Below are 13,979 nucleotides of genomic sequence, written 5' to 3' on the forward strand. Positions count from 1 at the left end.
ACCTGTATATACTCCGTTTTCAAATAATGAGTTCGGCAGTTTTCAGGGTTGGCATGACAGTTTTTTCTTACGTCCACAAGCTGGTGTTTTTTGTTTTCTACAGCCTACTGGCCTTGGGTTTTCCGGCCATTCTGGCGGCACAGGAAACGGAGGATTCCGCGGTTGTCATCATGTATCACCGTTTTGGCGAAGACCAATACCCCACCACCAATATCAGGCTTGAGCAGTTCCAGGCTCATATCGAGGAACTTAAACAGGAAAAATACAATGTGGTGCCGCTTTCAGAGGTAGTGGACGCTTTTCGGAACCACAAAAACCTGCCGGCGCGAACGGTCGTCATCACCATAGACGACGCCTATGTTTCAATTTACGAACAGGCCTGGCCGCTGTTGAAAGAGGCGGGTTTCCCCTTCACCCTCTTCACCTCTTCCGAACCAGTCGACCTTGGCGTGAACGGGTATATGAGCTGGGATCAGATCCGGGAAATGGACAAAGATCCCCTGGTCAGCATCGGTCACCACGGCCATACCCATAAGCACCTTTTGCAGATGTCCCCTGAACAGGCCCGGGCTGACCTGGAAACAGCATCCGCACGCTACAAGGCGGAGCTGGGATATATCCCCGATATTTTCGCCTATCCCTTTGGCGAATACAGCGCCGAAATTGGTAAAATAGTCAAATCCCTCGGCCTGAAAGCCGCCTTCGGTCAGCATTCCGGGACCGCCAGCAGCAGGTTTGATCTCTTCAGCCTGCCCAGGTTTGCATTCAATGAAAAATATGCTGACATCAACAGATTCCGGCTCATCAGCAACTCCCGCGCCCTGCCGGTGCGGGATATTCTTCCGGCAGACCCGGTCATTACCCATAATCCGCCCCTGATCGGGTTTACCGTGGACAGCGATGTCAGGGGACTGTCAGCTATGAGCTGTTTCCCCTCGCACCTGAGTGAGGCAGCAGAACTGAATTTCATTGGCGGTAACCGGGTGGAAATTCGCTTCGACGCGCCCTTGCCCAAAGGCCGAAGCAGGGTAAACTGCACCATGCCTGGCCCGGGTGGCCGCTGGTACTGGTTCGGATTACCCTTTTTCATTCCCGGCGGCACAGAGCCGGTCAACTGATCCGCAGGTTAAACGGCTTCAACATTTTCCACTTCGGGAATATAATGTTTCAGCAGGTTCTGAATCCCGTACTTCAATGTGGCTGTTGAACTGGGACAACCGGCACAGGCGCCCTGCATATGCAGATAGACAGTACCTTCGCGAAAGGCGTGAAAGACGATATCTCCGCCGTCCCGCGCCACTGCCGGGCGCACACGTGTTTCAAGCAGTTCCTTGATCTGGGATACGATCTCGTCATCATCTTCCGAGGCCTCTGCCACGTCGCCGGACACTGTCGTCAACACCGGAATCCCGGCAGTGAAATGTTCCATGATTGTGCCGAGTATTACCGGCTTGAGTTCAGCCCAGTCTCGCCCGTCGCTGGTGATTGTAATAAAATCATACCCGAAGAAAACGCCTGCGACACCGGGAATGGCAAACAAAGCTACCGCCAGTGGTGACCGGGAGGCCTCTTCGGCATTTACAAAGTTGGCTGTTCCCTGTTCCAACACCGTCTCGCCCGGAAGAAATTTCAATGTGGCGGGGTTTGGAGTCTGTTCCGTCTGAATAAACATGTTTTTTACCCTGATCTAGTTTCCCATTACATGGCAGGGAGAGCGATGGAAATCAAGACCAATTCAGTCTTTTTGTTGAGAATACCTATATTTCATATATATTATGGTTTCATATGTATCCGAGGTGAAACAGTGCCATCCTGCCGCAACATATTAGTTTTCATCCTTTTCCTTCCATTTCAAATTGTAAATGCAACGGAAAAAGAGATGGAGTCATCCGGTGAAGACTTCCATATCTGCATCCCCATAGAAATAACCTACGCCGTAGAACTCCGAAACATGGTCGTCAGTTCCTACAGGAAACTTGGCCGCGACGTGGAATGGCACATCCTGCCGGTAAACCGGTGTGTTTCAATGGTTAGTGAAGGGGTGCTGGACGCAGACATCGGACGCAGTTCCATTGTTGCGGAAAAATTTTCCAATCTCGTTGTAGTTCCCGTTCAGCTTTTTACCGCCGATATTAACCTCTATGCCCGCAAAAAAGTGAGGCAATCGTTGCCAGAAGCTGAAGCGCTTCTCATTGACAAATCCCTTGCTATTGGTTACCCGGCCGAAATCCTGTATGTCGTAAACATGATCGACAATGATAAATCCATCGGTGTCAGAAACGGTGAACAAATGATTTCACTGCTGCGCAAGGGAAGGGTGGATTTCATCCTGCTGCCCCAAGCGGAACAAAAACGGCTGCAAAATGAAGGTTTTCCCCTTGATGACCTGCATCTCGTCAAAGAGGGGTATATCAAGATTCCCGCCTTTCATATCCTCAACAGCAAGCATAAAACACTGGCCGCCGACCTTGCAAAACTGTTTCGGAATCACCTTAACAGCCGGGACCTCTCCCCGAGATAAGATCATATGACTGGAAATTCTTCCTTAAGTTGATATATTGTATTATTATTCTCTTAATAATATTACTTCGGGATCAGAATATATGTATGCCTATTTGTGTATTGGTGTCTGCCTGTTCCTGATACTTAGCCAGGCCGATATCACAAAAGCCGGCACCCTGGACAACACCGGGGAACCCTTCAACATCTGCACCCCACTGGAACTGAGCTATGATCCCAACCTCAAGGATCTGGTTACAAGCTCATACCAGACATTAAACATCAAAGTTCAGTGGCAAATTCTGCCGGCAGCCCGTTGTCTGTCTATGGCCAACGAAGGAGTTCTTGATGCCGATCTCGCACGCACTCCCACAGTAATCGAAAGATATCCCAATCTTATCATTGTTCCGGTCCAGATACTCTCTGTCGGGATAGACCTGTACGGTCTTGAGACGCCTGAAAACATGCCTCCGGCCCCCTCAAAACTCCTTGCCAACCAGTCACTCACCATAGCCTACCCGAATAACTCGGTTTACATTGAAAATATGGTCAGCAACCCTAATTCAATCGGCACCAACAGTGGTGAGCATATGATAAAGTTACTGAGAAAAGGTCGGGTCGATTATATTTTAATTCCCAGAATAGAACTCCAGCGGCTGAAAAAAGCCGGTTCCAATGTTGATGACCTCACTCTGATCAGGGAAAATTACGTTGAGATCAAAGGATATCACATCCTTCACCGGAAACATGAGGCGCTCGTCGAAAAGCTGGAAGCAGAATTTAAAAAGACTATTGCGGAACGAAATTCCATGCCCGACTAGAACTCAGACAAACTTGTCAATTTCCTCTTCGGTCATATTCCCCGGGACGACCAGAACCGGCATGTGGCAGACCCCAAGCAATTCTTCTCGGAATATTCTGATTAATGGCCCCGGGTCTCCATCAACTTCAGCCCCCAATACCAGCAGATGAACATCCTGATCCTCGGAAATATATTCCGCGATCACTTCCCGCGGTTCGCCCGAGCGGATAACGATTTCGGGTGTCATACCCGACAGCGCCTCAACCTCACGGGCAAAACCTGTCAGCATTTCCTCGGCTTGCTGACGGGCTTCTTCCTCCATCAGTTCGCGGACGCTTACCCAGTGCTGGAAATCAGCCGGCGGTATGATGTACAGCATCACCAGACTTCCACCAACCTTGGATGCCCGCAGGCTTGCCAGGCGAAGAACTTTCTTAAACTCCGGCGTATCGTCGGCGACAACCAGAAACTTCCACTTACGGTCCAGGTGGGACATCCATTCCTATCCCTGTATGATTATTCTTGGACACATTGTGCCACCCGCAGGGAGGGATTGGCAACAGGAATTATTTGAGCAGAATATTGGCCAGTTCCTTGAGCTGGGTCCTGGCCCGCAGCAGATAAAACCCCTGAGCGGCAAGATGATTTGGCAAAAACATGGAATCCGGCGAGCAATTGGACACCACTAGCGGGTCAAGAGCAATAATGGCAGCAAGGCTTTTTTCCATTTCATCCCAGGTAGTCGATAGCTCACGATCCGAGACGATCTGGTCAAAATCCTGGCGAAGTCCCTTTAAAATCATGTAGTAGGCATAAGCCTGTCCCTTGACGTTATAAAAAACATCATCTGCCTCCATATCAAACATGCAGCCAATCCCTTCCCGGATATGCCGGTCAATGCTGGCTGAGGAGGCGCCGACATCCAGGGAAAAACGGTCAAGGGTGGCAAGCAGGTTGTCCCCTCTCCTCTCAAACACCGCCGCCCCGTCTGCAAGACGTTTGTTATAGGCGCGGAGCTTGTTCAGCCCGGCCCGGTATTGTGCTTCGGACGAGGACACCGGAAGCAGGGAAATGGACGGTTCCCATACCCACTGGTCGCCGGCATACTGAAGGGCGCTGGTGGCATTTTTCAGATCAGGGTCTTCCATGCTTGACCCGCGGGTGCGGCCAAGCTGGTCCTTGAGATCATAACTGAAGCGGGCCACCGCCGCGACAATACCCTGCTGGAAATGGGCCATATTATCGAGAAAGGCGCTGGGGTAGAAAAAGGGATCATTGCTGATCCAGGCATGTTTGTTCACTTCCCGGTCAACAAGGGCAGACGCCATGGCCACCGCATAGCTGGAACTACCCTTGCGAACATAGCTGTCCGGTTCGAACTCGGGATCGTCACCCACCGTGTGGATAAGCATGGCTCCCAGTGTAAAATAGAGGATGACGAGGACCAACAACCCAAGCATCAGGGACCGGACCAGGGAAAAGCTCATATGGTCTGCGACCCAGTATCTGAAATCAGTGAACTTCTGCCACATGAACCTGCCCCCGGCTGAATATGATGTTATTTGTCAAGATCCAGCACAACTTTCTGGGTTGTACCACTTGTTCCCGGAAAATTCTGGAACAGGGCGCGGATCATAAGAGGTACAAGTTCCGTCAGGTCTTTGCTTCGTCCGATTCCCTCTACCCGTCCTTCATAAATATTCTTGGCGCCTTCAAAATTCGGCCTGATATTTACTTTTAGAATGCGATTGTATTTCACATAGCTCTGCACTTCGGGACGGTGATGGAAACCACCATACATCCAGGGTGACCGATATGGCCAGTAGGGACGGTAATAATAGCTGTAGTACCCATAGTAATAGGGATCATAGAACCCCCAGTCCCAGTAGCTATGAGGATAAAACCCGCCAAAAGTACGGACAAAGACCTTGCCGTCATCCACGCCATAATCCAGTTCCACGATGAGGTCGGCAGTCCCGCCGGCGGCCGGCTTATACCCCAGTTTGCCAAGCTCGTTGCCAAGAATATTGGCATAGGTGGCAAATTCCAGACTTCCCTGCAAACTCTCATCCATGGGGACGATCACGATCTTTTCCCCGGTCGGCCGGGATAGTGAATGGAAACTGGTCACATCTGAGGTAAAGGTGTTGGCGCATGCGGAAAGCATGCCGAGAAGACAGAGCGCAAAAACGGTTTTAATCACATTTCTCATGAACATTACCTTTCTTTTCCCTGTCCCACATGATGTGTAATATAATAGCCTACTCTCATGGTTTCAAGAAACCAACAATTTCGTGAATTTCCTGTAAAATCGGTTCAGCAATGGTAGCCGCTTTTTCCGCCCCTTCACGCAACACACTGTCAACAAAGGTTTTTTCCTCTGTCAGCCGCTTCATTTCCTCTGTGATGGGCCCCAGAACCTCGACGCTCAGATCCGCAAGATCCCGTTTGAAATCTGCAAACCCCTTGCCGGCATACATGCTGCAGACTTCTGCAGAGGTTTTATTGGACAAGGCGCCATAAATTGTGATCAGGTTTTTGGCTTCAGCGCGTCCTTCCAGACCGTCGGGATCGGACGGCAGCGGTTCACTGTCGGTGCGGGCTTTCCTGATTTTCCTGGCGATGGTTTCGCGATCGTCAGTCAGGTTAATACGGGACATGTCGGACGGATCGGACTTGCTCATTTTGTTGGTCCCGTCCCGCAGGGACATAACCCGGGTGGCCTCGCCCAGAATCAGTGGTTCCACATCCGGGAAGAAATCCACGCCATAGTCGCTATTAAACTTCTGGGCGATATCCCGGGTCAGTTCCAGATGCTGCTTCTGGTCCTCGCCCACCGGCACATGGGTCGCCTTATAGAGCAGGATATCCGCCGCCATCAGGTTCGGATAGACATAGAGGCCGACGCTGGCGCGTTCCTTGTTCTTGCCCGCTTTCTCCTTGAACTGGGTCATGCGATTAAGCCAGCCGAGACGCGCCACGCAGTTGAAAATCCAGGCCAGTTCCGCATGCTGACGCACCTGGCTCTGATTAAAGATGATAGATTCCTTCGGGTCCACGCCGGAGGCAATCATGCCGGCCGCCACTTCACGGGTTGCATTGCGCAAGACTTCGGGCTCCTGCCAGACGGTAATGGCATGCATGTCAACGACACAGAATATGCTTTCATAGTTCTTCTGCAGGCCGACCCAGTTACGGATGGCGCCAAGGTAGTTCCCAAGGGTCAGATTTCCTGACGGCTGAACACCGGAAAACACGCGTTCGTGAGTTGAAGAGGATTTGGTTTCTGTCATCTTTGTTGTCCTTTTACAGGGCATTTTGGACATGCCCCCGAGTTAGCGATGCTGGTCTTTCGGGCTTTATGACCAGATATTATGACAGGGTCAAGTATACTTTGGGCAATGATCGGTAGTTGTCAGAGTTTTCGGCGCCGCAATTTCAGCAGATCCTCCCGACGCACCGCCCCGGTCAGAAAGGCAAGCAGGATATAAACGGCGATACCTGAGACAACCAGCACGGCAATACCGGTGATCTTTTGATAAAATGCGCCGGAAATAAGCGGGTTGACCAGAACAGACACATACCAGACGACGACGCCCATAAGCAGGCTGCAGATCACATATCTGGCCAGCCGGCCAATGACCTGTTCATCAAACCGGAAATGTCCGCGGCGAACCAGGCCGCCACACAGCAGTACGACATTGAGCCAGGCGGAAATGGCCGTCGCCAGGGCCAGCCCCACATGTTTGAAGGGAATCATCAGGGCGATATTGAGCACCACATTGACCACCAGCGCAATCATGGCGAATTTTACCGGCGTTTTGGTATCCTTGCGGGCAAAATATCCCGGGCTGAACACCTTGGCCAATACGTAAGCCGGCAGACCCGCCGCATAGGCCGCCAGCGCCAGCGATGTCTGAACGGTATCTTCATGGGTAAACTGGTTGCGTTCCAGCAAAACATGGATCAGTTCATAGGGGACAACAATGAAGGCCACAGCGGCGGGAACGGTGAAAAACAGGCCCATTTCGATGGCCCGGTTCTGGCTGTGGATGACCTGATGACCGTTTCCGGCGGCGATTTCCCGGGCCAGCATGGGCAGAAGCACGGTTCCCAGCGCCACTCCGATCACGCCGATGGGCAACTGATTGAGACGATCAGCATAAAAAAGATACGACATGGAACCGTCGGGAAGATGGGAGGCCAGGATCATATCCAGCATCAGGTTAAGCTGGATCACCCCTGCCCCCAGGGCGGCCGGCGCCATGATACGCAAAAGTTCCTTCACTTTCGGCGTCATATGAGGCCATTTGATTCTGATCCGGTACCCGGCCCGGCGGCAGGCCATCAGGAGCCACACAAGCTGGACAAACCCGGCCAAGGAAACCGCAACCGCCAACGCATGCGCCGGCGTTTCCATCAGGTTGGCCGCAAAAACCAGGGAGGAAATCAGAAAAATATTCAGGATGATGGGCATGGCCGCAGTCTCGGCAAACCGGCCCAGCGCATTCAGTATCCCCCCCAGCAGGGAAACCAGGGAAATAAACAGAATGAAGGGAAAAGTAATCCGGGTCAGAAGAACCGCGAGATCAAATTTGACCGTATCGTCGGCAAACCCGCCAGCCAGGATATAGATCACCGCCGGGGCGAATAATTCCATCAGCCCGACAAGCAGAAGCAGGATAATCAGCAGTCCGGCAAAGGCTTCTTCGGCGAATTTAACCGCCTCTTCCCGGCCGTCCTGTTCCAGGGTGGCGGAAAAGATCGGTACGAAAGCGGCGCTGAAGGCGCCTTCGGCAAACAATCTGCGGAAAAAGTTGGGCAGCTTGAAAGCGACAACAAAGCAGTCCGCCACCATGCCGGCGCCAAGAATGGACGCCATCAGGATATCCCGGACAAACCCCAGAATACGGCTTAGAAAAGTAAAACTGCCAAAAATGGCGGTGGCTTTAAGAATGGACATATGACCGACACAATTTCCCGTACTCCCGGGCTATTCCCTAGGACGCTTCCCGAACTTCTTTACCTGTTTTTTCCGACTTTTTCTGGCTCACTCTGCCCGAGCTTTTATCCTCTGACAAGACTTCCAGAAGGTTTTTCTCGATCTGGGCCAGTTTCTGGTTATGAGTGATTTTATGACCGAACAGATCCTTGAGGAAAAACACCGCCAGCGCCCGTTCACCATAGGTGGCAATATGGGCGCTGCCGATTGTCACTTTCATGTCCATCAGCGTCCGCGACAGGTCATACAGAAAACCAATCCGGTCCAGGCCGTTGACCTCGATCACCGTATAGGTGTTGCTGGCGTTGTTATCCACCAATACAACAGGTTCCACGGTAAAGACGGCAGTGCGTTTGCTGGTTTTGCTTTTGCGGCGCTGGGCCAGAACTTCCCGCGGCAGAATTTTACCCAGCAGGGTATCGCGGATATTCTCTTTCAGCTTTTTCTGCTTGGCGCTGTCGTCAAAGGCGCTTTCGTCTGATTCCTGGATCCAGAATGTATCCAGCGCCATGCCGTCCTTGGTGGTGAAAATCTTGGCATCCTGAATGGATGCGCCGCTGACCGCAATAGCCCCTGTAATACGGGCAAACAGGCCGGGATGGTCCGGTGTATAGACGGTGAGCTCCGTAATCTCCCTGAATTCATCGGACCGGGTTGTAATGGACAGGGTTTCCTTTTCTTCATCCGCTTTCCTGACAATTTCCGCAATCCTCGGCAGCAGATTTTCATCCAGCGCCAGCCAGAAATTGTCATAAAATCTCTCGGAAAATTTCTCGAATTCCTCATCCGACCAGGCCGGCAACCTGGACCGCAGTCCTTTCAGGACTTCCTGAACACGGTGCTGGTGGCTGCCTTCGATCTGGCCGCCCAGAAGATATTCCTCGGCATTGTAATAAAGCTCCCGGAGCAACTGCCCCTTCCAGCCGTTCCAGATTTTAGGACCCACCGCCCGGATATCCACGACTGTCAGGACAAGCAGGAGCCTGAGCCGTTCCGGGCTTTGCACCTGTTTGGCAAAGTCGGCAATGGTCTTCGGATCATTAAGGTCACGCTTGAACGCAACCATGGTCATAAGCAGGTGCCAGCGCACCAGCCAGGCCACGGTTTCGGTCTCCGCCGCCGACAATCCGAAACGTGGGCAGAGTTTGCGCGCGACCTCTTCCCCGAGAACCGAATGATCGCCCTTGCGACCCTTGGCAATATCATGCAGCAGAACCGCCACATACAGGACCCGGCGGGAAATAACCTTGTGAATAATTTCGTTGGCCAGAGGATGATCCTCCGCCAGGGTGCCCTGTTCGACCTCGGACAACAACTCGATGGCCCGGATGGTATGTTCGTCAACCGTATAGACATGATACATGTCATATTGCATCTGGGCGACAACCCGGCCGAAATCAGGAATAAACCGGCCGAAGACACCGGCTTCATTCATCATGCGCAGAATGAATCCCGGACCTTTCCGATAGGTCAGAATCTCCAGAAACAGATGATTGGCCACCGGGTCATTGCGCACATTCCTGTCTATTTTCTTCAGGTTCTGCCGGATCAGGCGCAACGCCTTGGGATGGATATCAATATTATACTTCTGGGCCACATAAAAAATGCGGATCATTTCCACAGGATTATCGGCAAACGTCTTGACGCTTGTCACGGAAATCCTGCTGCCATCGACCGGAAAACCATCAATTTTCTTTTTCTTCAGCCCAAATCCCGGCATTCTGAGGCGCGGTTTGCGCTTGTGTTTGGCTTCCAGGTAAGAGCAGAAGATACGGGTCAGATCCCCGACATTTTTCGCAGTCAGGAAATAATGCTTCATGAAACGTTCAACCCCGGATGAACCCGGGCGGTCGGTATAACCGAGCTTTTCCGCCAGGGTTTTCTGGACATCAAAGGTGATGCGTTCCTCGGGTCGGCCGACCAGAAAATGCAGGTGGCAGCGAACCGTATAGAAGAATCTGGCGGCTTTCTGGAACTGGCGATATTCCTCCTTCGTGAACACGCCCTTTTTCACCACTTCCGACACCGAATGAACGCCGTAGATAAACTTGGATATCCAGTAAAGAGTCTGCAGGTCCCTAAGACCGCCTTTGCCGTCTTTCAGGTTTGGTTCGACCACATAACGGCTGTCACCCATTTTATGATGACGCTCGTCCCGTTCCGCCAGCTTCTGTTCAATAAATTCCGGCTCATGCCCGGCGATAACTTCCTTGTCATATCTGGTCAGGAATTCGTCAAAAAGAGCCTTCTCCCCCCATATATAACGGGCTTCCAGAAGCGAGGTCTTGATGGTCAGGTCATCCTTGGACAGGCGAATGCATTCCGTAACGGTACGGGTCGCGTGTCCCACTTTCAGGCCCATATCCCACATAAGATAGAGCATATATTCGACAACCTTTTCCCCCCAGGGCGTCTGCTTGTAGGGCAGCAGGAATAACAGATCGATGTCCGAATAGGGTGCCATTTCTGCGCGACCATAACCGCCAATGGCGACCAGGCAAAGCTGTTCCGACTTGGTCGGATTGGGTTGATAATAGATATATTCAGTCGTTGCGTTATAGATAAATTTGATGATTTCGTCAGTCAGGTAACTCTGGGCCCGGACCAGCACAATGCCGCTTTCCCCGTCATCGCAGCGTCGTTTGATGGCTTCGAAGCCATGCTGATAGGTCTTTTTCAGAAGTTCAAGCAACGGCATCCGGATCGCATCCGGAGAATATTCTTCCTTCAGTTGTTCGAATTCCCGAAGCAGTTTCTGACCGTTAATAATCGCCAGATGATTTCTGACTTTTCTCATAATTTACCCTGATTGTTTATCCGAAAGTTCCTTTAGCCTGTACAGAAGCTCCAGCGCTTCCCTCGGGGCAAGATCATCGGGATTTATTGTCTCCAGCATCTCTTCGACTTCTGAAGCATATCCTTTTTCTGGCTCCATACCAGACTGAAATACTGAAAAAAGTGGCAATTCATCAGCCACGAGATTCATATTCCGGCCCTTGCTGATGCCGCCGCTGCTCTGTTCCAGACTGTCCAGCACCTGCCGGGCCCGCTTGATCACTACCGGCGGCAATCCCGCCAGTTTGGCCACCTGTATGCCATAGGAACGGTCGGCAGCACCCGGGCCTACTTCGTGCAGGAACACCACATCACCTTCCCATTCCCTGACCTTCATAAAATGTAAGGACAGATTCGCGAGTTTCGAGGCCAGGGCCGTCATTTCATGGTAGTGAGTGGCGAAAAGGCCGCGACAGCGGTTGGACTCATGCAGATGTTCCACTGCCGCCCAGGCGATGGACAGACCGTCGTAGGTGGCGGTACCCCGGCCGATTTCATCCAGTATCACCAGCGAACGTTCCCCGGACTGGTTGAGGATGGCGGCTGTTTCCACCATCTCGACCATGAAAGTGGACCTGCCCCGGGCCAGATCGTCACTGGCGCCGACCCGGCTGAACAAGCGGTCGACAACCCCGATATGGGCCCTGCGGGCGGGCACAAAACTGCCCATCTGCGCCAGAATGGAAATCAGGGCATTCTGCCTGAGAAACGTACTTTTACCGGCCATGTTGGGACCGGTGATCAGCCACAAGCGGTTTTCCCCGGTCAAATCACAGTCATTGGCAACAAAATGGCCCTGCTGGTCACCGGCAACAGCCGCCTCGACCACCGGATGGCGACCGGCCTCAATCTCGAATGTCAGGCTGTCGTCCACTTTGGGCCGGCTATAATTCCGTCCGGCGGCAAGCTCGGCCAGCGAGGAGGCCACATCGAGCCGCGCCAGCGAACGGGCGGCCAGAGTAATGGCATCCCAATCGGCCAGCACCGTACTGACAAGCTGCTCGAAAAGGTCATGTTCCAGCTCCAGAGAGCGGGCCCCGGCCTGGCCGATCTTGCTGGCCAGTCTCGCCAGTTCCGAACTGTTGAAACGCACTGCACTGGCCAGGGTCTGGCGATGAATAAATTCCTCGGATAACGGCGGCGCCATCATTTTATCCGCATGGGTGGCCGTGACCTCGATATAATATCCCAGCACATTATTATGCCGGACCTTCAGGGCACTGATGCCGGTCTTTTCCCGGTAATCCCCTTCCAGGGCGGCAATCATCTGCCGGCTCTGATCGCGCAACTGGCGAAACTCGTCAAGTTCCTCGTGGAAACCCGCCGCAATAAAGTTACCGTCCCGGATGATGGTCGGCAGTTCCTCGGCCAGCGCCCGGTCCAGAAGTTCGATCAGCGCACCATGTTCACCCAGATGAACCATAATTTCATCCAGTTCCAGCGGCGGCAGGATCTTTTCCCGCGCTTGGCGGTCACAGACGCTCCGCAGCATCTTCCCCAGTTCGTCGGACTGCAGGAGACCATCACGGATGGCGGCAAGATCCCGAGGACCGCCGCGGCCCACAGACAGGCGGGACAGCGCCCGTTCCATATCCGGGCATTTGCGCAGGACGTCCCGGCACTGGCGGCGAAAACCTTCCTCTTCCTGGAAAAAGGCCACCTTGTCGAGCCGCCGGTTGATCAGGTCGGGATCCATCAGCGGCGCACTGAGACGGGTGAACAAAAGTCGCGCCCCTGCCCCGGTCACCGTCCGGTCGATGACACTCAGCAGACTGCCCTTTTTCTCTCCACTCAAAGTCACGCTCAGTTCCAGATTGCGGCGGGTCGCCCCGTCGATCATCATGCTGCTGTCTTCACCCACCGGCACCGGCCGGGATAGCCGGGGCGCCTTGCCTTTCTGGGTTTCCGTCACATAATTGAGCAGCGCCCCGCAGGCCGACATTTCCGCATGTCCGAAGCTGCCGAGGCCGTCCAGGACCGAAACCCCGAAATACTCCTTCAGGCGCTTTTCCGCTAGCCGGCTGTCAAATCCGTCACTGTCCTGGGGACTGAGGCGGTCGGACCATTCCTCAAGCACATGGCGGATATTCTCGTCCACCAGAAGACTGGACGGTAAAATGACCTCGCCGGGGCGCAGACGGGCAAGCTCCGCATCCAGGTTGGACGGTTCGATGGCGCTGACATGAAAATCACCAGTGGAGATATCCAGCCAGGCCAACCCGTAGCAACCCTGAACCACACAAAGAGCCGCCAGATAGTTATGCTGTCGGGCATCGAGCAGGTTTTCCTCGGTAATGGTGCCCGGCGTCACCAGCCGGATCACATCCCGGCGCACCACCGACTTGGCGCCGCGTTTCTTGGCTTCGGCCGGATCTTCCATCTGTTCGCAGACCGCCACCTTGAATCCCCTGCGGATCAGGCGGGCCAGATAGCTTTCAGCCGCATGCACAGGCACCCCGCACATGGGGATATCTTCCTCCATATGCTTGCCGCGCTTGGTCAGGGTGATATCCAGCGCCTCCGACGCCTTGACCGCATCATCAAAAAACAACTCGTAAAAATCCCCCATCCGGTAAAACAACAGATAATCCGGATGCGCCGCCTTGATCTCGAGAAACTGCTCCATCATGGGCGTGGTTTTGGCAGGTTTCGATGTTTTCTGAGCTGGTTTTTCCATGGACCGGTTTTTGCCGTCTCCCGTACCCTGCTCTGCCGTCGTGATTTTGTCCATACTGGTCGTCATAGATAAAAAATGTGATGAAATAATATTAAATTATATTTTTAGGTTGTTTTTGTTATTATATTTCAATATAGGTTTCGAAATAGAAATATAAATACTAT

At 52.9% G+C, this 13,979-nt stretch carries 11 protein-coding genes; 3 read left to right on the top strand and 8 right to left on the bottom strand.

Going from position 1 to position 13,979, the window contains the following annotated elements:
• Positions 1-53: 53 nt before the first annotated feature.
• On the top strand, positions 54-1,118 hold the full coding sequence (locus ACORNT_RS16365) for a polysaccharide deacetylase family protein (RefSeq protein WP_321393329.1): 1,065 nt from the start codon (positions 54-56) through the stop codon (positions 1,116-1,118).
• Between the two features lie 8 nt (positions 1,119-1,126).
• Here the strand turns inward: ACORNT_RS16365 and ACORNT_RS16370 are convergent, their stop codons facing one another.
• On the bottom strand, positions 1,127-1,672 hold the full coding sequence (locus ACORNT_RS16370; protein WP_321393332.1) for a NifU family protein: 546 nt from the start codon (positions 1,670-1,672) through the stop codon (positions 1,127-1,129).
• A gap of 45 nt (positions 1,673-1,717) precedes the next feature.
• Between ACORNT_RS16370 and ACORNT_RS16375 the strand changes: the two genes are divergently transcribed.
• Positions 1,718-2,521: a hypothetical protein gene (locus tag ACORNT_RS16375; protein WP_321393334.1), complete on the top strand. Its 804-nt coding sequence runs from the start codon at positions 1,718-1,720 to the stop codon at positions 2,519-2,521.
• Positions 2,522-2,603: 82 nt separating this feature from the next.
• Positions 2,604-3,320: a hypothetical protein gene (locus ACORNT_RS16380; RefSeq protein ID WP_321393337.1), complete on the top strand. Its 717-nt coding sequence runs from the start codon at positions 2,604-2,606 to the stop codon at positions 3,318-3,320.
• A gap of 3 nt (positions 3,321-3,323) precedes the next feature.
• Here ACORNT_RS16380 and ACORNT_RS16385 read toward each other — a convergent pair whose 3' ends face one another.
• The 7 genes from ACORNT_RS16385 to mutS form a co-directional block, all read right to left on the bottom strand.
• Positions 3,324-3,797 carry a universal stress protein gene (locus ACORNT_RS16385; protein WP_321393340.1) on the bottom strand — a complete coding sequence of 158 codons (474 nt, stop codon included), beginning with the start codon at positions 3,795-3,797 and terminating at the stop codon, positions 3,324-3,326.
• 70 nt (positions 3,798-3,867) lie between these two features.
• Positions 3,868-4,833, bottom strand: coding sequence for a DUF2333 family protein (locus tag ACORNT_RS16390; protein WP_321393344.1), 966 nt, complete (start codon positions 4,831-4,833; stop codon positions 3,868-3,870).
• Positions 4,834-4,859: 26 nt separating this feature from the next.
• On the bottom strand, positions 4,860-5,513 hold the full coding sequence (locus tag ACORNT_RS16395) for a DUF4136 domain-containing protein (RefSeq protein WP_321393346.1): 654 nt from the start codon (positions 5,511-5,513) through the stop codon (positions 4,860-4,862).
• 55 nt (positions 5,514-5,568) lie between these two features.
• Positions 5,569-6,594, bottom strand: a complete 1,026-nt coding sequence (trpS, locus tag ACORNT_RS16400) for a tryptophan--tRNA ligase (protein WP_321393349.1) — start codon at positions 6,592-6,594, stop codon at positions 5,569-5,571.
• 122 nt (positions 6,595-6,716) lie between these two features.
• Positions 6,717-8,264 carry a murein biosynthesis integral membrane protein MurJ gene (gene murJ, locus ACORNT_RS16405; protein WP_321393352.1) on the bottom strand — a complete coding sequence of 516 codons (1,548 nt, stop codon included), beginning with the start codon at positions 8,262-8,264 and terminating at the stop codon, positions 6,717-6,719.
• 37 nt (positions 8,265-8,301) lie between these two features.
• Positions 8,302-11,100 (bottom strand): [protein-PII] uridylyltransferase, encoded by a 2,799-nt coding sequence (locus ACORNT_RS16410; RefSeq protein ID WP_321393355.1) that lies wholly within the window; start codon positions 11,098-11,100, stop codon positions 8,302-8,304.
• Positions 11,101-11,103: 3 nt separating this feature from the next.
• Positions 11,104-13,815: a DNA mismatch repair protein MutS gene (gene mutS, locus ACORNT_RS16415; protein WP_420717582.1), complete on the bottom strand. Its 2,712-nt coding sequence runs from the start codon at positions 13,813-13,815 to the stop codon at positions 11,104-11,106.
• Positions 13,816-13,979 lie beyond the last annotated feature (164 nt).

It is taken from the genome of Emcibacter sp., from assembly GCF_963675455.1.
GTDB lineage: Bacteria > Pseudomonadota > Alphaproteobacteria > Sphingomonadales > Emcibacteraceae > Emcibacter.

Coding starts and splice junctions, on each gene's coding strand:
- ACORNT_RS16365 (WP_321393329.1), top strand. CDS start 54: ATGACAGTTTTTTCTTACGTCCACAAGCTGGTGTTTTTTGTTTTCTAC.
- ACORNT_RS16370 (WP_321393332.1), bottom strand. CDS start 1,672: ATGTTTATTCAGACGGAACAGACTCCAAACCCCGCCACATTGAAATTT.
- ACORNT_RS16375 (WP_321393334.1), top strand. CDS start 1,718: ATGGAAATCAAGACCAATTCAGTCTTTTTGTTGAGAATACCTATATTT.
- ACORNT_RS16380 (WP_321393337.1), top strand. CDS start 2,604: ATGTATGCCTATTTGTGTATTGGTGTCTGCCTGTTCCTGATACTTAGC.
- ACORNT_RS16385 (WP_321393340.1), bottom strand. CDS start 3,797: ATGTCCCACCTGGACCGTAAGTGGAAGTTTCTGGTTGTCGCCGACGAT.
- ACORNT_RS16390 (WP_321393344.1), bottom strand. CDS start 4,833: ATGTGGCAGAAGTTCACTGATTTCAGATACTGGGTCGCAGACCATATG.
- ACORNT_RS16395 (WP_321393346.1), bottom strand. CDS start 5,513: ATGAGAAATGTGATTAAAACCGTTTTTGCGCTCTGTCTTCTCGGCATG.
- trpS (WP_321393349.1), bottom strand. CDS start 6,594: ATGACAGAAACCAAATCCTCTTCAACTCACGAACGCGTGTTTTCCGGT.
- murJ (WP_321393352.1), bottom strand. CDS start 8,264: ATGTCCATTCTTAAAGCCACCGCCATTTTTGGCAGTTTTACTTTTCTA.
- ACORNT_RS16410 (WP_321393355.1), bottom strand. CDS start 11,100: ATGAGAAAAGTCAGAAATCATCTGGCGATTATTAACGGTCAGAAACTG.
- mutS (WP_420717582.1), bottom strand. CDS start 13,815: ATGGAAAAACCAGCTCAGAAAACATCGAAACCTGCCAAAACCACGCCC.